Here is a 20868-nt window from a genome sequence, read left to right on the forward strand (position 1 = left end):
ATTATTTTTCGAATTTTTTAAGTTCAAAATTTTCTCCATCAAAAACTCCATATGTAAAGTAACCAATCCAGTCACCTAGATTAACATAATTAGAATCTTCTCCAACAGGAATTATCATTGGTAAATGACGGTGTCCGAAAATGAAATAATCATAATGTTTGGTCTCTAGTTTTCGTTTAGCATACAAAACCAACCACTCATTTTCTTCACCTAAAAATTTTACATCTTCGGCACCAGAAATCAATTTATTTTTGACTGATAAATATTGTGCTAAACTTACGCCAACATCTGGATGAAGCCAACGGAAAAGCCATTTTGAAAACGGATTTGTAAATACCTTTTTCATTCTTTTATAACCTTTATCTCCAGGCCCTTTTCCGTCGCCGTGACCAATTAAAAAAGTTTTTCCACTAAAAGTAAATTCTTTATTATCGTGATAAACCGGAATATTCAATTCGGTTTCAAAATAATCATTCATCCAGAGATCATGATTTCCAACAAAAAAATAAATAGGAATTCCGCTGTCGCGAATTTCTGCCAACTTACCTAAAATTCGAACAAAACCTTTTGGCACAACCGTTTTATATTCGAACCAAAAATCAAATAAATCTCCCAATAAAAAAATCGCTTCTGCATCTTCTTTTACCTCATCTAACCAAGCCACAAATTTTTTCTCACGCGGAAGGCTTAATTCTGGAGTTGGCGCACCAAAATGCTGATCTGAAGCAAAATATATTTTTTTCATTTAATGTAAGATGTGAATTGTGAGATGTAAGACGTGAAATGAAAAGCATTTTACAATTTACTTTTCACATTTCACTTTTAACTTTTTTACAAATTATCTGATGCGTACCATTCTGCAAAAGACGATTCTGTTTCCTGAAGTTTTAGTGAGAAAAGAGAAATTCCTTCTGGAAGTCTCGCAACGATTCTTTCAGCAAAATCAACCACCATATTTTCACTAGTTGGCTGATAATCTACTAAAATAACGTGATGTCCGCGATTTTTTAATTCAGCAGCCAATTCAACATGTGGAGTTGTCTGATTAAAAACAGTTGCATGATCAAATTGATCGACGATTTCTTCTTTTACAATTTTCTTTAGGTCAGAAAAGTCAATCACCATTCCGAACTTTACATTCGATCGGTCTGTAATTGGCGAGCCAATAACCGTTACCGATAATTTATAACTGTGTCCGTGAACGTTCTTGCATTTTCCGTCGTAACCGTACAAAGCGTGACCGGTTTCGAAGCTAAATTGTTTTGTAATTCTGATATTACTCATCGATCTTTAATTTTAAGCTTGCAAATTTACAAATTAATAACCGTTTTTGTCTCTTTTTTTAGCACGGTTATACATCCACAAAGCAATTCCGCCTAAAATCAGAAACGGAATAAAAGATCCGATAACTACACCAATTTGATAACCGCTGTCTGGAGCGTCTTTTATTTTCTCTGCAATGTCAACTTTTTGTAGCAACGAAATGATAGTCATATTCAATAATTTAGATAGTAAAAAAAATGTTTTTAAAATATTTCCAAAACTATGTTTCTGTTTATTTAAAATTAATGACTTATATCATATCTATTTTTTAAACTGAAGCAATGCATTTCTTGTAAAATCGGATAAAACCAATCTTCCTGTAATTGCTGCGCGTTCAAAAAGAAGCGATTCCCAAGTTTCTGTTCCTTCCCAGATAATCTTTTTCATTTCGAACAAAGCTTCAGGATTGTACGAACTTAATTTTTGAGCAAAACTTTCAACCTCAGCATCCAAATTTCGAGATTCGCACACAACAGAAAAAAGTCCTTTTTGAAGCGCCCATTCTGCCGATTTCCATTCGTGTCCCGACAAAGTCATTTCGGTCATTGCCGCTTTACCAATTTTACGAGAAACTGCTGGTTCTATCACAAACGGTCCAATTCCGATTGCTAATTCAGATAATTTAATTTCGCTTTGCGGAGTTCCAAAAACATAATCGCAAGCCGAAATGATTCCAACTCCTCCACCAACAGCTTTTCCTTGAACGCAGCCAATAATTAGTTTATTGCAATTTCGCATGGCATTGAGCAAATGTGCAAAACCAGAAAAGAATTCTAAACCTTGTTCTTCATTTTCTACTTTCAAAAGTTCATCAAAAGAAGCTCCGGAACAAAAAGTTTTAGTTCCTTCACTTTTCAAAATAATAACCGAAACGTCTTCATTTCGACTTAAAGAATTAATTTCTGCTGTAAGCGCGTCCAACAATTGACGTGGAAAAGAATTACTTGCTGGATGACCAAATTGTACTGTTGCAATTGTATTTTGAAAGGTAGTTTCTAAACTTCCGTTAGCATTTTCTAAACTCATAAAATAAGATTTAAAGGTAAAGTTACGCTTTTGAAAAATAATTCACTCGGACTTCTTGAAATTTGTTTTTTGAGAATTAATTGACTTTATTTGTTTAACACTTTGGGGGATTAGCTCATTTGGCTAGAGTACTTGCCTGGCAGGCAAGGGGTGACCGGTTCGAATCCGGTATTCTCCACCATAAACCGTATCTCTTATTTGCGATACGGTTTTTTCTTTTAAAAAATACCTTAAACTATTACAATTGAAACTTATGCAGGTAAGACATAAAAAAGCCCTATCCCATCTTTGTAAAAAATAAAAGATTATGAAAAAGTTACTATTATTGTTAAGTGTGTTTTTTATGCTTTCTTGCACATCTGAAGATGAATATGACTCTAGTGGTTCCAATGGCAATCACGCTACAAGAATAAGCCCTCCAGAATGGATTATAGGAAAATGGAAAAATGAGGAAGGTATTGTACTTCAATTTACAAAATCTGATCTCATAATTATTAATAGTACAGGATATCAATCTTCTGTTTCATATGGTATTGATTACTGGGAAGAAAAAGGCAATGATGTAGAACTTGTAGAAACTAAAACAGAAGATTCTTATATTTTTGAATACAGAGATGCAGCTTCTACAAAACAATATTTCAATTTCGTTAAAACTTCCGATACCCAAATGGGTTCGAAAAGATTTTATAAAGGGAATTATACTAAATTATAAATTTGATTTTTAGATTTTACAAAACGTATTACTTGAGTAATACGTTTTGTTTTATTTTTCATTTGCAGCATCATCTGGATCGACTCTCTTTTTCTCTACTTTTTTAAAATCGTTGTTTAGCAAATTTTCAAGTTTCTTTTTTTCACGCTGATTTTTTCTAATTGTTAGCACAACAAGGATAATTACCAATAATGCTACAATTGCTATTATACTCCAATTAATATCCATGATTAAAATTTTAATTAAAAGTAAATAATTAAAATTATTCTTCATGTTATCAAACAGTTAAGTGTTTTACTTCTAAATTAAAACTTCCTCTGACTTAACTAAATCTTTTGAAAGATATTTCTTTAATAAAGGTTTCATATTTTTGTATAAAATGCCAATAATCCTTTAACCAAATAGAACAAACTTATCTAAAAAAATAATTTAACTGGATTCGTTCTTTTTATTTTGACATTTTTACAATCAATAAAAAATTTATACCACACGATATGGAACAAATGAAAACACGTCTTTCTGTTTGCGAACTTGAATATGATGAAATAAGAGAAGTAACTCCAGCAACAGACGAAGAAATAGATAGATTAGCTTCTCATTTTTCACACCCCTTTCCAGAACAATTAAAGGCATTTTACAAAACGATTGGCGGCATCGAATCGGAAGAAATTTTTAGTATTTTTTCTCCTCAAAGTCTTCTTTCTCATATTGAAAGACGATCTGGATTTGTACATAAATCTACCGGAATTATCGATATGATTGTGGCTTTTTGGGGAAATGACAGACCCGAATTTCAGGAATTTGAACTGCTTACAAAAGAACAAACCGCAAAAATCAATGAAGCTTTTCCTTGCATCGGCTGGATCATGGCTGAAGAAGATGGATGTGAGAGCGGCGAATATATAATTTTCGACCAAAATGGAAATTTCATGAATTTATATTCTCATCAAGACAATCTTGGAAAAACTGCAAATCAATTACTTAAGCTATTAGAAACGGGAATTCCTGAAAGAACACTAAAAAGTGTATTGCAAGAACTTTTTGAAAGAGCTGAAGGAAATTTAAGCCGATGGGATTAACTTGTTATAAAAAAAGTAATAGATCATGCTTTTACGCGATAAAAATAATAAATATCAAACATTAAAAATAATGTCTGAATTAAGCTCATTATACTGTAAAATAAAAATCACAATACCTCAATAGCAATCAATCTTCAAAATGGGTAAAAACGGTAGATTCGCGTTATGTAAACTTTTACTGGCAGGACGGTTATGGTATTTTTTCGGTTAATCCCTTTCAATTAGATATAGTTATAAAATACATTAGAAACCAGGAAGAACATCACAGAAAAAAGACATTCAAAAAAGAACTTTTAGCATTTCTAAACAAATATAACGTTGAATATGACGAACGCTATCTTTGGGATTAGGCTGAAAGCTTAAAAACATCAAAATAGTGCAACGCACTATGGAGCACTACACTACGGACTATCTACCGCAACAAAAACCCCATCCTTATCGATCCATAAAAATACCCAGAATTAGTGTCAATTCCTGGATCATTCAATTCTCTTCCGCGATATAGGAAAGAATAAGATATGTTGAAGTTGTTGTGTCTGTATTTCAAACCCGCTTCGGCATTGAAACGAAGTGGCTCCAATTCAAAAGTAATTGGACTTGTGTCGTTAAACATGCTTCCCTCAATTGTGGCATCATAAAACTGATAATTGACACTTGGCGCTGCGTAGAAATAAAATTCTCTAATATTTGACTGATCTTGCGCACTTACCGAAGCATCATACATATTAGAATCGTAAATTGGAAGTAGTTTTTTAAATCCAAATCGAGCCATAAATCCTGTTGAAACACCTGAAAAAATGGTTCCCAAATTACCTTCTGATTGCCAATGAAGATCTACAAAATCATTGTGTTTTGAAGGAAACATTTTTTTTGAGTAAATAGCATGAGCCTGAACGCCGAAAGCATTATGCAACTGGTTTTCCCAACCATAAACTTTTTTATAACCTATAATGTTGTGAAAACCAACCTGAGTTTCTTCTCCCAAAGCATTTGGTCCCATAAAACCCAATTGAAAATCTGTTTTTAAAACCGATTCGCTTTCGTAAAAAAAACTTCTACCAGCTTCTGCAAAAAGATAAGCTGTAAAAGGTCGGTCGTTTACTGTAACTGCTTCTTTGTTTAAAAATCGTGGATTGTAAATATATTGCCCGATACGAAATTCGGTAATTTCTTTATTGATTTTTGGATTATCGTTTTTTGATAAGAATCTGTAAAAAAACTCCAGACCATTCGTATAATACATATCGTATTTAGACGATGTATATAAATCGTTATCAGATATAAAACCTATTTCTGTAGTTTTTCCTTGTCCAAAAGTGAGCGTTACGGTCAATATCAGAAAAGCAAAAAGCAGTTTTTTACTTCTTCTCCTCTTTCTCTTTACCATTATAATAGATTTTTCCAACGTAACGCATCTCACGAACAATTCGTTCTTTTCTTCTATTGATATAACTTGAAGAACCTGTAGCTTTAAATTTTCTTGGATTTGGAAGAATTGCCGCAATTCCTGCTGCCTGCATTGGCGTTAAACTAGAAGCATCACGTCTGTACCAATGCTCTGTTGCCGCATAAGCTCCGTAAACTCCGTCTCCCATTTCGATACTATTCAGATAAACTTCCATGATACGTTCTTTCCCCCAAATCAATTCAATTAGAACTGTAAAATAGGCTTCTAGACCTTTACGGAAATAACTTTTTCCTTGCCATAAAAAGACGTTTTTAGCTGTTTGCTGCGAAATGGTGCTTCCACCGCGAATTCTGCGTCCGCGTTCATTGCTTTTATATGCTTTTTGAAGTGCTTTGAAATCGAAACCGTTGTGCGTTAAAAATGTTGCATCTTCGCTCGCGATAACTGCTTTTTGAAGATTCATTGATATTTTTTCTATCGGTTCCCAATCGTGGTCAAAATATACTTCTTTTCCTGCCATTTTATTTTCGATTGCACGAATAAGCATTAAAGGAGTAAACGGCACTGGAACATATTTAAAAAATATAACCGACCCAATTGATATTCCAAAAAACCATAAGGCAGCTTTTATAAAAAACCATTTTATTTTTTCACCCAAAGAACGATTTCCTTTTTTGGAAGAAGCTTTTGTTTTAGGTTTAGTTCCTGTTGTTTTTTTTGGTGCTGGTTTTTTGGTTGCTGCCATTATATTAAATCTGCTAAATCTGTTCCTATTAAACTTCCTATTGCCACCCCCATTCCACCTAAACGTACTCCGCAGAACACATTTTCAGAAAGTTGAGTAACCACAGGATTCTTACTATTTCCTATTCCCATAATCCCGCTCCATCGGTGCGCAATCTGAAAATCCTGATTTGGTAAAATTACATTTTTCAGTAAATCTTCCAATTTATTTTGAATAATTTTCGTCTGTCCAAATTCGGTTGTGGTTTCACCTTCAAAATCAAGATTTCGACCTCCGCCTAATAAAATTCGATCGCCAATATTTCTGAAATAATAATAACCGCGATCTAAATGAAACGTTCCTTTGATATCTAAATTGTGAATAGGCTCTGTAATAAGCACTTGCGCTCTTGCTGGTTTTACCGATCCGTTTGTCAAAGATTCTGCAAAACCATTGGTTGCAAAAAGCAGTTTTTGTGTTTTAAAACTAAAATCATTTAAAACTACTTCGACATGGTTTCCCACCTCGACATAAGAACTTACTGTTTGCTGATTTAAGATTAAAATATCTGCCGAAACTGCTTGTTTCAATAATTCCTGCATCATATTCCCAGTATCAATTTGCGCTTCAAACGGATTAAAAATCAAATAATTTTGAATGTTTTCAAAACCAAAACGGTCTACTTCTTTCGAAAAAACATCGGCTTTAAAAAGCGGTTTCAAAACTTCATTTATAAAAGGAATTTTAGTAACACATTCATTAAATCCAAGTTCGTCTTCTTTCAAAAATAGTTCATATCCGCCGTGAGGCTTAAAATCAATTGCCAAATCTCCTAATCTTTTTCGAAGCAATTGAAGTCCTTTCCAACGTTTTTCAATTAATTGCACCACGTCGTCTTCTGAATGCGTTTTTAAATCTTCTAGAATTTCAGAAATACTTCCGAAACAAGCAAAACCAGCATTTTTGGTACTTGCACCTTGTGGTAACATTCCGCGTTCTAAAACCAGAATTTTAGCAGCAGGAAATCTTTCGCGCAAGCGTAATGCTGTATGTAAGCCAACGATTCCGCTCCCAACAATTGTGTAATCCACATTCGTAAACCAATTTTTAAGTTCCCAATAGCTTAGTTCCATTTTTCAGAGTTTTTTATAAAAATAATGATTTTTTTGAACCATATAAGTAATTAAAGTTCATTTAAAATCTTTGTCAGGCTGAGCTAAGTCGAAGCCTCTCAACTATGCGCCCTTTGACTTCGCTCAGGGTGACAATAATAAACTTTAACAAAATTTGGGATTTGAAATTTAACAACTTGGAAATTAAATGTTGTATTTTTAGCGCCACAAAAAATAGAATTTTTATTATGAAAAAAGTAGTATTAACAACCTTAATAATGATGAGTTTAAACGCTATTGGGCAGAATGTAATGTCGCCAGAATTGTTATGGAAATTAGGAAGAGTAACACCTCTTGGCATTTCTAAAGATGCTAAAAATGTTGTTTTTAAAGTTTCGACACCTTCTGTAGAAGAAAATAAATCGGCTTCTAAAATTTATACAATTCCCGTAAATGGCGGAAATGCAACTGAAATTAAAGACACCAAGGATATTTTGGCAGACAAAAACATTTCGCCTGACGGAAAATTTGTCGTTTACAATGAAGAAGTAAAAATTGATAAAGTTTTAGGTAAAGATTTCTACCCAAGTCTAACAAAATCTGATGCTCAAATTTATGACGGTTTAGATTATCGCCACTGGGACACTTGGAACGAAGGAAAATTTAATCATGTTTTTTATAAAGAAAACAAAGACGGCGCAAAAGGAATTGACATCTTAAAAGGAGAAACTTTTGATTCTCCACAAAAGCCTTTTGGTGGTGACGAAGATTATATCTGGTCGCCAGACAGCAAAAGCATTTTCTATGTGTGCAAGAAAAAAGCAGGAACTGCTTATGCTATTTCAACCAACACAGATATTTATGAGTATAATTTAGAAACTCAAAAAACAACTAATAAAACCGAAGGCAATTTAGGTTACGATACTGCGCCACAATTTTCTCCAACAGGAAATTTAACTTGGCTACAAATGAAACGCGACGGTTACGAGTCTGATAAAAACGATATTATTGTTGAATTTAAAGGAATTAAAACAAACTTAACGGCAAACTGGGACGGAACTGTAGATAATTTTATCTGGAGCAAAGACGGGAAAACAGTATTTTTTGTTGCACCAATTGATGGAACAAAACAACTTTTCTCTGTTAATTTCCCTGGTTTAACTAAAATCGCAATCAACGTTCGTCAATTGACAAACGGAGATTTTGATGTGAATGATTTAATTGGCTTTTCTGGAGACGATATCATCGTAACAAGAACTGATATGAATCATGCGGGAGAAATTTATTCTTTCAATTTGAAGAAAAATACTTGGAAACAATTATCAAACATCAATACTGAAACGTATAAAACTTTAGCTTTAAGCAAAACGGAAAAACGTTATGTTACAACAACTGACGGTAAAAAAATGCTGGTTTGGGTAATTCTTCCTCCAAATTTTGACGCTTCAAAAAAATATCCCACTTTGTTATTTTGCCAAGGCGGACCACAAAGTGCGTTAACACAATCGTATTCTTTCCGTTGGAATTTTTCTTTAATGGCCGCTAAAGGTTATGTGGTTGTAGCTCCAAACCGTCGCGGTATGCCAGGACACGGTGTTGAATGGAACGAGCAAATTAGTAAAGATTGGGGCGGACAAGTTATGGACGATTATCTTTCTGCAATTGACGATGTGGCAAAAGAAAGTTATGTTGACAAAAGCCGTTTAGGTTGCGTAGGTGCTAGTTACGGAGGATATTCTGTATTTTATTTAGCTGGAATTCACAAAAATCGTTTCAAAACTTTTATCGCTCATGATGGTGTTTTCAATACCGTTTCTATGTTAGGAACAACTGAAGAAGTTTTCTTTAATAACTGGGATTTTGGCGGACCATACTGGGAAAAAGATAATGCTGTAGCGCAAAAAGCCTACACAACTTTTAATCCTGCAACTTTAGTTCAAAACTGGAATAAGCCTATTTTGATTTTCCAAGGAGGAAAAGATTACCGCGTGCCAATCGGGCAAGGACAAGAAGCTTTCCAAGCTGCTCAATTGAGAGGAATCAAAAGCCGTTTTGTGTATTTCCCAGACGAAAACCACTGGGTATTAAAACCACAAAATGCACAGGTTTGGCAAGGTGAATTTTTCAAATGGTTAGATGAAACTTTGTAACACCTAAAAAGAATATTTTACAGCCGTAGATTTACATAATCTACGGCTGTTTTCATTTTCAAACCTTACAATTATATAACATATTGGATAGATTTACTCTTCCAAAAACAGATTTTTTTAGATAAATTGCAATGTTTTAATCCCGAGGCTTCGGGACCTAATTCCCAAATCTTTTAAGCAAAATATGGAGACCAAAAGAAGTTACACCGCAATCAAAGTTTTATTCAGCTATGTTGCATTATTGGCTTTGGTTGTAACGGTTGGATGGTTTCTATATTCTGAAAATGTCGTTTATAACAAACTGGAAGATAAAATTGCTTTAGAAAAAACCAAAATTCTTAGAGTTAGTAAATTATATTCAAATGTCTATAAAACTGAAAGTTTAGCAAGGCAAACCATTCAAAATAACTCCGAAAAAGATTTCAAAAATTATCTTATCGAAACCGATTCTCTCCGAAAACGAATTGATACTTTAAAACAAATTGTTACTACCGAGTATCAGAAAACGCTTTTAGATAGTGTGAATTATTTTTTGGCTGAAAAGACAGAAAACATTAAACAATTAAGAGAAATCAAGAATAAAGCAGACGACGAAACTTCGGTAAATACAGCAATTGATGAAATCACGAAAATGGAGTTTAATCTAAGAAAACTCGAACTTCAGGATTTCACCAAAAACCCAAATCAGTTAGGAAGTTACCAGCGAAGTGTTTTGCAACAATATGTAGATTATTTAAACTCGAATATTCCTGACGACAGCACAAACACATTAAGTAAAAAAGCTTCTGATTCGATTTTAGCCAATTCTAAAAAGCTTTTGAGTTCTGTAAAATTAAAAGCTGAAAAAAAGAAAGAATCTCTGAATTTTGAAGAAAACAAACTACTTCAAAATGAGATTGCAATTTCTGATCAGCTTCGAAAAATACTTCGAATTATCGAGCGAGAAATCATCATTAATTCGATAAAAAACAATTCATTAAAAGAAAAATCATTAAAAAGAGTCAACGAAATTGTCACAGCATCTGCCGTAATTGGTTTATTGCTAACGCTCTTTTTCTCGATTCTAATTGTAAGCGATTATTCAAAATCTCAATTGTATAAAAAACAGTTGGAAATCGCCAATTTCAAAACAAAGAATCTGCTGAAAAGTCGGGAACAATTAATTTCGACCGTAAGTCACGATTTGAAAACGCCTTTGAGTACCATTGTTGGTTATTCTGAACTTTTAGGAAATTCAGATGTCAACACCAAGCAATCGTATTTCATTAAAAACATAAAAAATTCGTCTGAATATATTACGCAGCTTGTTCAGGATTTATTGGATTTCTCTCAGATCGAAGCAGGAAAAATTTCTATAGAAAAAGTTCCGTTTTCACTTCCAGAAATTATCGAAGATGTTGCGAGAAATATCCAAACGGTGTACAAACAAAAAGATATTGATCTTATAATTAATGTGGATGAAAAATTTCAGAAACGTATTGTTGGAGATCCATTTCGTTTAAAACAAATTTTGACAAATATTGTTGGTAACGCCTATAAATTTACAGAAGAAGGTCATATTCGAATTGCCGCTTACGCGAATGACGAGCAGTCTTTTACAATTTCAATTCAAGACACTGGAATTGGAATTGAAAAAGCGAATCAGAAATTGGTTTTCGAAGAATTTGCACAAGCAAATGAAGGCATTGAAAAAAAATACGGCGGAACTGGTTTAGGATTATCAATCTGCCAAAAGATTATTTCTATTTTGGGCGGAAGCTTAAGTTTGGACAGTATTTTTGGAAAAGGAAGCACATTCACCATTCAATTGCCACTATTGTTTGATAACAGTCAGACTGCACCAATTGTTTCAAATGAGATTAAAAGCAAACCATCAAAAAACACTAAGAAACAAACTTTCATTGTAGTTGATGACGATATTAATCTTCTGAATCTAACTACTGGAGTTTTAAAACAAGAACAACATCATGTATTTTCGTTTACGAATCCTGCTAAGGCTTTAGAAACGATTAAAAACACGCGTTTTGATTTTGTTATTACTGATATTCAAATGCCGGAAATTGATGGTTTCTTGTTTTTAGAAAAACTTCGTGAACTTCCAGAAGCTAACTTTAAAAATCAGCCTGTAATTGCACTTACTGGCCGCACAGATCTGGATCTTTCTGTTTATAAAAATGCTGGTTTTACAACAGTTGTAAAGAAACCATATTCTCCAAAAATTTTATTGGAAACGATTCAGCATATTTTAGATCACGAAGAAGTTCCTGCAACCGAATTTCTAGAAACTGAAAGCAATAATTCTTCTCAAATGTATTCTTTAGATACTTTAAAAGATTTCCTAGGACAAGACGAATCGGCTTTAAAAGAAGTTTTAAACTCTTTTATAGAAACATCTATAGAAAATTTAGGCTTTTTGAAAACAGCTGTTCAAGAGAAAAATCATGAAGAAATAAAATCGATCGCACATCGTATTGCGCCAATGTTTAAGCAAATTCAGGCAAATGAAATTGGTGAACTTCTTAAAAACTTAGAGAAAGAAGATTTAAATACGATTGACTTAGAAAGTACTTACGCAGATTTAAAAGAAAAAGTACAGGTTCTTTTTGACGGATTAAAGCAAGAGATTTAAAGAATATTTTTTACAAACAAATTTAAAAACATTGCCAATGGTCTCAACCATGTGCATAATGATTTTCAATTCGTTTTCCAAGGTTGAAACCTTGTACCGTGTTTGAAGAAGATTGAACAAATATATTTCTATAAATATTTAGTCCTTCTGGGACTATAAAAAAAGCAGTCGTTTTAGACTGCTTTTTTATTCAATATTATATTGTTTCAACTTATTGTAAAGTGTTTTTCTAGTGATTTTCAGAAGTTTTGCAGCTTCCGATTTATTATTCTGCGCTTTTGACAAAGCATGAATAATAGCTTCTTTTTCATTTTCTGATAAAGAGAAACCGCCGTTTCCACCTGATTGTTTTTGGATTTGGAAAAATTCTGCAGGAAGCACATCTGCTTCAATAAAATCTCCACGAGTTAAAAGTGTTGCTCTTTTTACGCAATTTTGCAATTCACGTAAATTTCCTGGCCAGTTGTAATTCTGAAAAATAGAAACTACTTCAGGAGAAAATCCAATAACTTCTTTATTTAACTGCTGATTGGCTTTTTCAAGGAAATAATCGGCAAAAACCATTAAATCTTCTCCGCGATCTTTTAAAGACGGTGACTGAATCGAAAATTCATTGATTCTATGGTATAAATCTTCTCTAAAATCGCCGTTTTTTACTGCCTCGCGCAAATCTTCGTTTGTAGCTGTAATAATGCGTATATCGACGTTTATTTCTTTATTGCTCCCGACAGGTTTAATTTTTCTTTCCTGAAGCGCTCTCAATAACTGAATTTGATTTTCGTACGAAAGATTTCCAATTTCATCCAAAAATAAAGTTCCGCCATTTGCTGCTTCAAAATAACCTTTTTTATCACTAATTGCTCCAGTGAAAGATCCTTTTAAATGACCAAAAAATTCACTTGCCGCCAATTCTTTCGGAATCGCTCCGCAGTCAACAGCAATAAAATTGTTGTCTTTTCTTTGACTCTGCTGATGAATGCTTTTAGCAATGATTTCTTTTCCTGTTCCGCTTTCGCCAATAATCAAAACTGACATATCAGTTGGACTCACCAATTGAATATGATCCAGTAGTTTTTTTGATGCAACCGAAATTCCTTTTACAAATTCATTTTCACCCGAAGTTTGTTTTTTAGGCGCTTTTTTTCCTTTTACAGGAGCTTCTTCCTTTACTTGTGGAGTTTGCAATGCATTTGTGATAACAATCAAAACCTCATCAGGATTGAAAGGTTTTGAGATATAATCTGCTGCACCGTTCTTGATTGCCTTTACAGCAGTATTTACATCAGAGTAACCCGTCATTAAAATAATTGGAATATGCGGATGCGAATTTTTAAATTCAGACATAAGTCCAATACCGTCAGAATCAGGCAAGCGAAGGTCTGTCAAAATCAAATCAAAAGATTCGTTTTTAACTGCTTCGCGTGCTTCTGCTGCAGAGAAAGCTATCGCTACATCATACGCTTTTTTGATTAGAAATTTTTCTAATAATTTACAAAACGCAATGTCATCTTCTATCAGTAATATCTTCGGCATTTGTTTTTAGTGACTTTTTTGCTAAAATAACATTATTAAACTTGTTATTTCATAAAATTATGTAAAATATGTAAAAAAAAGAGATTGCACGACGCAATCTCTTTTTCACCAAAAACATAAATCTAAATTCACCTAATTATATCTTCAACCAGTTACCATTGACATCTGAGTAAACAGTAGCCTTCTGGTCTCCAACTGATATTTCTAGTTTGTATTCTTTTTTTTCGTTTACAAATGCTTTTTCCAGTTTTGCTCCTGGATAAGCGGTCTGCAAAGCTGTTTTTACAGCTGCAGGCACAGCATCTGCAGTAACTTCTGTATATTCTGATTGAATACTTACAGTTGTTTTAGTTTCTTGAGGAACTGGCAATAAATTTGCTTGAATTGACATTGTCCCAAAAAGAACTACTGCTGATAAGATTAGTTTTTTCATGATGCTGATTTTTTAATTATTTCTTGATGATATTACCAGAAGCATCTGTGAAAATAGTATACTTCTTGTCACCGCTTGAAATTTCAAGTTTGTACTCGTTTTTCTCGTTTTTATAAGCCTTTTCAAGCTTAGTATTCGGGAAAGATTTTTCAACTGTAGATTTCACAGCTGCTGGAACAGCGTCTGCCGTTATTTCAGTAAATTCATCTTGAATAAGTACTGATTGAGTAATCGAAATTGTCGGAAGGACTGCAGCACTAACTGACAGACTTCCTAAAACAATCGCTGCTGATAAGATTAACTTTTTCATAATATTTAGTGGTTTAAATTATTTTTTAAGAATGTTACCAGAAGCATCTGTATAAACGATCGACTTTTCTCCTCGAACGGTTATCTCAATTTTGTACTCCTTTTTATCATTTACCCATGCTTTTTCAAGCACTACACCAGGATAAGCTTCGTCTAAAGACTTTTTAATAGCTGCTGGAACTCCATCTACCTCTTTATATCCATCCTGATCATTAACTGTTTGTACCAATGGGCTTGCTACAACAGTGGTTTCTGCATGCATCGACAAACTGCCTAAGACAATTGCTGCCGATAGAATCAACTTTTTCATAGTAATAGCTTTTTAGGGTTAGATTTAAATTATTTTTTAATCCAAGTTCCGTCTGCGTTTGCAAAAAGATTTCCTGTTTTATCTCCAACAGTTACTTCTAACTTATATTCAGATTTTGTGTTTTTAAATGCTTTAGAAAGCACTGCATCTGGATATGCTTTTTTAAGAGCGTCTGTTATAGCTGATGGAACCTCTTCTAATTTGATTTCTGTATAATCATCTTGGATAGAGATTGTTTTTACGATTGTATTTGAAATTGGCGAAGTTGAAGCAAATGATGTTAAACCTCCCAAAACGATTGCGGCTGATAAAAATAAATTTTTCATGATAGTTATATTTTAATATAGTTAATTTGATCTTAGTATTCTTGATCTGGATTTTCACAATACCTTAGATTAGATTATTGTTTAATCCAAGTTCCATCTGCATTAGCAAATAGGTTACCTACTTTGTCACCAACAGTAACATCAAGTTTATACTGTGCTTTTTCGTTTTTATATGCTTTTGTAATTACTGCTTCTGGATAAGCTTTTTTAAGAGCTTCTGTAATTGCAGAAGGTAATTCTTCTAATTTGATCTCAGTATATTCGTCTGCAATAGAAATCACCTTTGCGTTTGTGTTTGCTACTGGTGAAGTTGAAGCGAATGAAGTTAAACTTCCTAAAACAATTGCGGCTGATAAAAATAATCTTTTCATAACGTATATATTTAAATTAATAGTTGTTTACGCTTTAGATAATGAAATTATTATGCCGTAAAAGAAAAGAACTGTGCCAAATAGCCTAAAAGCCTACTTTTAAAGGATTTAAATCAATATGCCAATAAAAGAAAAATTTCAAAAAGTGTGTAAAAGATAAAAAAAGTGTGTAATAAGTAAACACTTAAAGTGTAACCTTTGAAAGAAATTTCAAATTCCAAAATCTAGATTAAAGTTTCAAGTTCCAAGTTTAAGGTTTCAATATTGGAATTTGGAATTTTCTTTTTTTTGGAATTTTAATAAAGGCTTATAAAGAAAAAAGGCTATCAATAAATTGACAGCCTTTATAATTATTCTGGATTATTCATTTTAAATGTATCCATAAATGCAGTTGTATAATCTCCTGCAATATATTTTGGATCATCCATTAATTGTCTGTGGAAAGGTATTGTAGTTTTCACACCTTCGATTACGAATTCATCCAAAGCTCTACGCATTTTGCTAATAGCTTCTTCACGAGATTGTGCGGTTGTAATTAACTTAGCAATCATAGAATCGTAGTTTGGCGGAATGCTATATCCTGAATATACGTGAGTATCTAAACGTACTCCGTGTCCTCCTGGCATATGAAGCGTAGTAATTTTTCCTGGTGAAGGGCGAAAATCGTTATAAGGATCTTCAGCATTAATACGACATTCGATAGCGTGTAATTCTGGAAGGTAGTTTTTCCCAGAAATCGGAATTCCAGCGGCAACCATAATTTGCTCACGGATCAAATCATAATCAATAACTTGTTCTGTAATTGGGTGCTCTACTTGGATACGAGTATTCATTTCCATGAAATAGAAGTTTCTGTGTTTGTCCACTAAAAACTCTACAGTTCCAGCCCCTTCATATTTAATGAATTCGGCAGCTTTTACAGCAGCCTCTCCCATTCTTGTACGAAGTTCGTCTGTCATGAAAGGCGAAGGTGTTTCTTCAGTTAATTTTTGGTGACGACGTTGTACTGAACAATCTCTTTCAGAAAGGTGACATGCTTTTCCGTAAGCATCTCCAACAACCTGAATTTCGATATGACGTGGCTCTTCAATAAGTTTCTCCATGTACATTCCGTCATTTCCAAACGCTGCAGCAGCTTCTTGACGTGCACTTTCCCAAGCTTTTAAAAGCTCTTCTTCTTTCCAGATTGCACGCATTCCTTTTCCACCACCACCAGCAGTAGCTTTCATCATAACTGGGTAACCAATTTCTGCAGCTGTTTTTTGTGCATGTTCGTAAGATTCTAATAATCCGTCTGAACCTGGCACACAAGGAACTCCTGCTGCTTTCATTGTAGCTTTTGCAGAAGCTTTATCTCCCATACGGTCGATCATTTCTGGAGCAGCACCGATAAATTTAATTCCGTGCTCTTGACAGATTTTTGAGAATTTAGCATTCTCAGAAAGAAATCCATAACCTGGATGTATTGCGTCTGCATTTGTAATTTCAGCAGCTGCAATGATATTTGACATTTTCAAATACGATAAGTTACTTGGAGGAGGGCCAATACAAACCGCTTCGTCAGCAAATTTAACGTGTAAACTTTCTGCGTCGGCTGTAGAGTAAACTGCAACAGTTTTGATTCCCATTTCCTTACATGTACGAATTACACGTAGTGCAATTTCTCCTCTATTCGCAATTAATATTTTTTTAAACATCTTATTTTAATTAGATAATTAGACAATTTGATAATTAGATAATTTTAGATGATTAACAAACTGCAAATCAATCTAAAATCTAAAATCTAAAATCTAAATTTATTTATGATGGATCTACTAAGAATAAAGGTTGGTCAAATTCTACTGGAGACATATCGTCAACTAGAATTTTCACAATTTTACCAGAAACTTCAGATTCGATTTCGTTGAATAATTTCATTGCTTCAATTACACAAAGAACATCTCCTTTAGATACAGTACTTCCAACTTCTGTGAAAACTGGTTTGTCTGGAGATGGTTTTCTATAGAATGTTCCAATGATTGGAGATTTTATAGTAATATATTTAGAATCGTTAGCAGCTGGTGCTTCTGGAGTTACACTTACAACTGTTGGAGCTGTAACTTGTGGAACTGCCGCTTGAGGTAAAGCTGCCTGAGTTGGCAATTGTTGTACATAAGTTGCCTCAGTTACATTTGTTTCTAAAGTTGTTCTGATCGTGATTTTTACATCATCCATTTCTAACTTAACTTCTGCAACGCCCGAATTTGCAACAAATTTGATTAGGTTTTGAATTTCTTTTAAATCCATAATGATTCGTTTTTAGTTTTAATTTATTTCTTATCGTAAGCCCATTTTAAATAGATAGATCCCCAAGTGAATCCTCCACCAAAAGCGGCAAAGATAATATTATCTCCTTTTTTAAGCTTATCTTCAAAATCAGCTAATACTAATGGTAAAGTTCCAGAAGTAGTATTACCGTATCTTTCGATGTTTACGAGAACTTTAGATTCGTCTAATTCTAATCTTCCAGCTGTAGCATCAATAATACGTTTATTAGCTTGGTGTGGCACTAACCAGTCAACATCTTGATTTGTCAAATTATTTCTTTGCAAAATCAATTCGCTGGCATCTGCCATATTTGTAACAGCATATTTGAAAACAGTTTTTCCGTCTTGCATAATATTGTGCTGTCTGTTTTTCACAGTGTCTTCTGAAGGTGGAATCAAAGAACCTCCAGCAGGGATTTTAAGGAAATCACGACCAACACCGTCACTTCTTAAATATTCATCCTGCAAACCTAAGCCTTCATAATTTGGTTCAAAAAGAACTGCACCAGCTCCATCACCAAAAATAATACAAGTTGCTCTATCTGTATAATCTACAATTGATGACATTTTATCTGCACCAATTAAAAGTACTTTTTTGTAACGTCCAGACTGTACATAAGCCGCAGCAGTTGACATTCCGTATAAGAAACTTGAACATGCAGCCTGCAAATCGTATGCAAAAGCATTTGTTGCTCCAATTTCTGTTGCAACAAAAACTCCCGTAGAAGCCACCATCATATCTGGTGTTGCTGTTGCCATAACAATCATGTCAATCTCAAGCGGATCAATATTTGCTTTTGCAATTAAATCCTTTGCTGCTTGTATAGCAAGGTAAGATGTACCTTTATCAGCATCTTTCAGTATTCTTCTTTCTTTAATTCCTGTTCGAGCGGTAATCCACTCATCATTGGTATCAACCATTGTTTCTAGTACTTGGTTCGAAAGAACGAAGTCAGGAACATAAGCTCCAACAGCGGTAATTGCGGCTGTGATTGTATTCATTATATTCTATTATTTTCTTTTCAAATTATGATTAATTTGAAAAATTTTTAAAAGACTTGAAAATTACAAAAAAAAACGTAACGAATTTGTCTATATTTTCCTAAAAAACGAAAATTATAACCAACAAAAAAAACTCTCACTATGTGAGAGTTCTAGTATAATTTACAAAAACGTATTAAGCAACCGCTTCAGATTTATCGATAACAACTTGCCCTCTGTAGTACATTTTACCTTCATGCCAGTAAGCTCTGTGGTATAAATGTGCTTCTCCAGTAATTGGACATGTAGCGATTTGAGCTACAGTAGCTTTGTAATGTGTTCTTCTCTTATCTCTTCTTGTTTTCGAGGTTTTTCTCTTAGGATGTGCCATTTTACTATATTATTTATCCGTTAATAGTTTCTTTAATTTTTCCCAACGCGGGTCAATATCTTCTTCTTTGTTACTCTCTTCCTTTTGTTCTTTTACGCTTAACTCATTCAGTTTTGTTAAAGCTTCTGTTTGCAGACTTCCGTCTTTAACACCTGGATGAATTCTTTTCTGAGGTACAGAAAGCGCGATCATTTCATAAATATATTGCGCGATATCTATCTCATGTTCACCATGTGGCAAAATCAACAATTCTTCATTATCATCATTAAATTCCTCTCCAAAGCGAACAATCAACTTCATTTTCCCTTTTATAGGTAAATCAAAATCTTCGCCTGTTAGATCACAAGGCACATTTACTGTTCCTTTGTGTTTGAATTCTAACTCTAACATAGTACTTTTCTTTTCGAAAAGTAAATTGACTTTAATATCCGAACTTTGAAACTCATCGTATTCAAAATTCTTAAAGAACTCGTTATTTATTTGATACTCAAAATGGTGTTTTCCTAGTTTTAATCCTACGAAAGGAATTAAAAATTCTTTTGTTTTGCTCATTTCAACATCAATTTGATCAATTCGATTCTAAAACTAGATATCTGAATTGGGGTGCAAAGATATAAAATTATTACAAATCTAATAATCTTATTCACCTTTTTTTGTTTATAACTGTTTTTCTTTTATTTTAAGAGGTTTTTGGCTAATCTCCTCATACTGATTACGCGAGCGAAAAATATCAATCGCAAGATAGACTGCTTCTTTAAAAGAATTGTAATCTGCCATGTCTTTTCCCGCAATATCGTAGGCTGTGCCGTGATCTGGAGAAGTTCTAACCCTATTTAAACCTGCTGTGTAATTAACTCCTTTTCCAAAAGACAATGTCTTAAACGGAATTAATCCTTGATCGTGATACATTGCTACAACCGCATCATATTTTTCATAATGACCACTCCCAAAAAAACCATCTGCTGGAAATGGACCAAAAACCATTGTTCCAGAATCAAATATTTTCTTTAATGTTGGTTTTAAAACCAAATCATCTTCTTTTCCAATTACACCACCATCACCAGCGTGCGGATTGAGTCCTAAAACTGCAATTTTCGGTTTTACAATACTAAAATCCTGAACTAGAGATTTTCTAATAGTTTCAATTTTTTTAGTAATTAATTCTTCTGTTAAATGAGAAGCGACTTCGTTTAACGGAACATGATCTGTAATTAAACCTACTCGAAGATTATCTTGAACCATCATCATAAGTGCATTGCCTTCTAATTGCTGATCTAGATAATCTGTATGTCCTGGAAATTTAAAATCTTCAGACTGTATATTGTATTTATTAATTGGTGCCGTAACCAGAACATCAATTTCACCGTCTTTCAAAGCTTTTGTTGCCGCCGTGAATGATTTTATTGCGTATTCACCTATCTTAGGATCGTTTACACCAAAATTTATATCAACACCTTCTCTCCAAAGATTTAAAACATTTACTTTTCCTGGTATAACTTGATCTAATTTATCAACTCCGTGAAATTGAATCGTAGATGTAAAACTTTTTCTAACGAAAGAAAGAATTTTAGCATTTGCAAAAATAACCGGCGTACACAATTCCAACATACGAGAATCCTCGAATGTTTTCAGTATAACTTCGCTTCCAATACCGTTTAAATCTCCAACAGAAATTCCAACAATTATATTTTCTGCTTTTTTATTCATGAGCTCAGTTTATTTATTACTAATTTTGATGTGCAAAT

24 protein-coding genes and 1 tRNA gene are annotated in these 20868 nt (G+C 33.5%); 5 read left to right on the forward strand and 20 right to left on the reverse strand.

Annotated elements, in window-relative coordinates; translation table 11 throughout:
- Position 1: 1 nt before the first annotated feature.
- The 4 genes from OD917_RS17240 to OD917_RS17255 all read right to left on the reverse strand — a co-directional run bounded on the left by OD917_RS17240 (position 2) and on the right by OD917_RS17255 (position 2349).
- Positions 2-745 (reverse strand): UDP-2,3-diacylglucosamine diphosphatase, encoded by a 744-nt coding sequence (locus OD917_RS17240; protein WP_129746572.1) that lies wholly within the window; start codon positions 743-745, stop codon positions 2-4.
- Between the two features lie 86 nt (positions 746-831).
- The gene (locus OD917_RS17245; RefSeq protein ID WP_129746573.1) at positions 832-1284 is read right to left on the reverse strand and encodes a 6-pyruvoyl trahydropterin synthase family protein; all 453 of its coding nucleotides are present in this window, start codon (positions 1282-1284) and stop codon (positions 832-834) included.
- A gap of 33 nt (positions 1285-1317) precedes the next feature.
- The gene (locus tag OD917_RS17250) at positions 1318-1494 is read right to left on the reverse strand and encodes a hypothetical protein (RefSeq protein WP_204251683.1); all 177 of its coding nucleotides are present in this window, start codon (positions 1492-1494) and stop codon (positions 1318-1320) included.
- Positions 1495-1584: 90 nt separating this feature from the next.
- Positions 1585-2349, reverse strand: a complete 765-nt coding sequence (locus OD917_RS17255; RefSeq protein WP_263524628.1) for an enoyl-CoA hydratase/isomerase family protein — start codon at positions 2347-2349, stop codon at positions 1585-1587.
- Between the two features lie 104 nt (positions 2350-2453).
- On the opposite strand from OD917_RS17255, the gene OD917_RS17260 reads away from it, so the two are divergent.
- Both OD917_RS17260 and OD917_RS17265 read left to right on the forward strand, forming a co-directional pair.
- Positions 2454-2530: transfer RNA gene (locus OD917_RS17260), tRNA-Ala, on the forward strand.
- Between the two features lie 126 nt (positions 2531-2656).
- Complete coding sequence (locus OD917_RS17265) at positions 2657-3061, forward strand: hypothetical protein (RefSeq protein ID WP_263524629.1); 405 nt, start codon at positions 2657-2659, stop codon at positions 3059-3061.
- Positions 3062-3112: 51 nt separating this feature from the next.
- Here OD917_RS17265 and OD917_RS17270 read toward each other — a convergent pair whose 3' ends face one another.
- Positions 3113-3334, reverse strand: a complete 222-nt coding sequence (locus tag OD917_RS17270) for a FeoB-associated Cys-rich membrane protein (protein WP_263524631.1) — start codon at positions 3332-3334, stop codon at positions 3113-3115.
- 221 nt (positions 3335-3555) lie between these two features.
- On the opposite strand from OD917_RS17270, the gene OD917_RS17275 reads away from it, so the two are divergent.
- A complete protein-coding gene (locus OD917_RS17275; RefSeq protein ID WP_263524632.1) occupies positions 3556-4140 on the forward strand; it encodes an SMI1/KNR4 family protein in 585 nt (194 codons plus the stop codon).
- Positions 4141-4552: 412 nt separating this feature from the next.
- Here OD917_RS17275 and OD917_RS17280 read toward each other — a convergent pair whose 3' ends face one another.
- Genes OD917_RS17280 through OD917_RS17290 form a run of 3 tightly spaced genes read right to left on the reverse strand, consistent with a single transcriptional unit; the run spans position 4553 to position 7405 of the window.
- Positions 4553-5527 (reverse strand): lipid A deacylase LpxR family protein, encoded by a 975-nt coding sequence (locus OD917_RS17280; RefSeq protein WP_263524633.1) that lies wholly within the window; start codon positions 5525-5527, stop codon positions 4553-4555.
- Positions 5499-6293: a monofunctional biosynthetic peptidoglycan transglycosylase gene (gene mtgA, locus OD917_RS17285; RefSeq protein ID WP_263524634.1), complete on the reverse strand. Its 795-nt coding sequence runs from the start codon at positions 6291-6293 to the stop codon at positions 5499-5501. The genes OD917_RS17280 and mtgA overlap by 29 nt, the downstream gene beginning before the upstream one ends.
- Complete coding sequence (locus OD917_RS17290; RefSeq protein WP_263524635.1) at positions 6293-7405, reverse strand: NAD(P)/FAD-dependent oxidoreductase; 1113 nt, start codon at positions 7403-7405, stop codon at positions 6293-6295. Before OD917_RS17290 ends, mtgA begins: the two co-directional genes overlap by 1 nt.
- 227 nt (positions 7406-7632) lie before the next feature.
- Between OD917_RS17290 and OD917_RS17295 the strand changes: the two genes are divergently transcribed.
- Both OD917_RS17295 and OD917_RS17300 read left to right on the forward strand, forming a co-directional pair.
- On the forward strand, positions 7633-9534 hold the full coding sequence (locus OD917_RS17295) for a S9 family peptidase (protein ID WP_263524636.1): 1902 nt from the start codon (positions 7633-7635) through the stop codon (positions 9532-9534).
- A 184-nt stretch (positions 9535-9718) separates the two neighbouring features.
- Positions 9719-12163, forward strand: a complete 2445-nt coding sequence (locus tag OD917_RS17300; RefSeq protein ID WP_263524637.1) for an ATP-binding protein — start codon at positions 9719-9721, stop codon at positions 12161-12163.
- Positions 12164-12349: 186 nt separating this feature from the next.
- On the opposite strand, the gene OD917_RS17305 is transcribed toward OD917_RS17300, so the two are convergent.
- The 12 genes from OD917_RS17305 to pdxA form a co-directional block, all read right to left on the reverse strand.
- Positions 12350-13696, reverse strand: coding sequence for a sigma-54-dependent transcriptional regulator (locus OD917_RS17305; protein WP_263524638.1), 1347 nt, complete (start codon positions 13694-13696; stop codon positions 12350-12352).
- A 136-nt stretch (positions 13697-13832) separates the two neighbouring features.
- Complete coding sequence (locus OD917_RS17310) at positions 13833-14129, reverse strand: PepSY-like domain-containing protein (RefSeq protein WP_263524639.1); 297 nt, start codon at positions 14127-14129, stop codon at positions 13833-13835.
- Between the two features lie 16 nt (positions 14130-14145).
- Entirely contained in the window at positions 14146-14439 is a 294-nt protein-coding gene (locus tag OD917_RS17315; RefSeq protein WP_263524640.1) for a PepSY-like domain-containing protein, read from the reverse strand.
- 18 nt (positions 14440-14457) lie between these two features.
- Positions 14458-14748, reverse strand: coding sequence for a hypothetical protein (locus OD917_RS17320; RefSeq protein ID WP_263524641.1), 291 nt, complete (start codon positions 14746-14748; stop codon positions 14458-14460).
- A gap of 29 nt (positions 14749-14777) precedes the next feature.
- Positions 14778-15074: a hypothetical protein gene (locus OD917_RS17325; protein WP_111287153.1), complete on the reverse strand. Its 297-nt coding sequence runs from the start codon at positions 15072-15074 to the stop codon at positions 14778-14780.
- Positions 15075-15148: 74 nt separating this feature from the next.
- Positions 15149-15445 carry a hypothetical protein gene (locus tag OD917_RS17330; protein WP_263524643.1) on the reverse strand — a complete coding sequence of 99 codons (297 nt, stop codon included), beginning with the start codon at positions 15443-15445 and terminating at the stop codon, positions 15149-15151.
- A 350-nt stretch (positions 15446-15795) separates the two neighbouring features.
- Complete coding sequence (accC, locus tag OD917_RS17335) at positions 15796-17142, reverse strand: acetyl-CoA carboxylase biotin carboxylase subunit (protein WP_263524644.1); 1347 nt, start codon at positions 17140-17142, stop codon at positions 15796-15798.
- Positions 17143-17245: 103 nt separating this feature from the next.
- Positions 17246-17731 carry an acetyl-CoA carboxylase biotin carboxyl carrier protein gene (gene accB / locus OD917_RS17340; protein ID WP_263524645.1) on the reverse strand — a complete coding sequence of 162 codons (486 nt, stop codon included), beginning with the start codon at positions 17729-17731 and terminating at the stop codon, positions 17246-17248.
- A gap of 23 nt (positions 17732-17754) precedes the next feature.
- Positions 17755-18753 (reverse strand): beta-ketoacyl-ACP synthase III, encoded by a 999-nt coding sequence (locus OD917_RS17345; RefSeq protein ID WP_263524646.1) that lies wholly within the window; start codon positions 18751-18753, stop codon positions 17755-17757.
- A 175-nt stretch (positions 18754-18928) separates the two neighbouring features.
- A complete protein-coding gene (gene rpmF / locus OD917_RS17350; RefSeq protein ID WP_008465217.1) occupies positions 18929-19123 on the reverse strand; it encodes a 50S ribosomal protein L32 in 195 nt (64 codons plus the stop codon).
- Positions 19124-19132: 9 nt separating this feature from the next.
- Positions 19133-19675, reverse strand: coding sequence for a YceD family protein (locus tag OD917_RS17355; RefSeq protein ID WP_263524648.1), 543 nt, complete (start codon positions 19673-19675; stop codon positions 19133-19135).
- A 105-nt stretch (positions 19676-19780) separates the two neighbouring features.
- The gene (pdxA, locus tag OD917_RS17360) at positions 19781-20830 is read right to left on the reverse strand and encodes a 4-hydroxythreonine-4-phosphate dehydrogenase PdxA (protein WP_263524649.1); all 1050 of its coding nucleotides are present in this window, start codon (positions 20828-20830) and stop codon (positions 19781-19783) included.
- Positions 20831-20868: the final 38 nt, after the last annotated feature.

It is taken from the genome of Flavobacterium sp. SH_e, assembly GCF_025717045.1.
Classification (GTDB): Bacteria; Bacteroidota; Bacteroidia; order Flavobacteriales; family Flavobacteriaceae; genus Flavobacterium.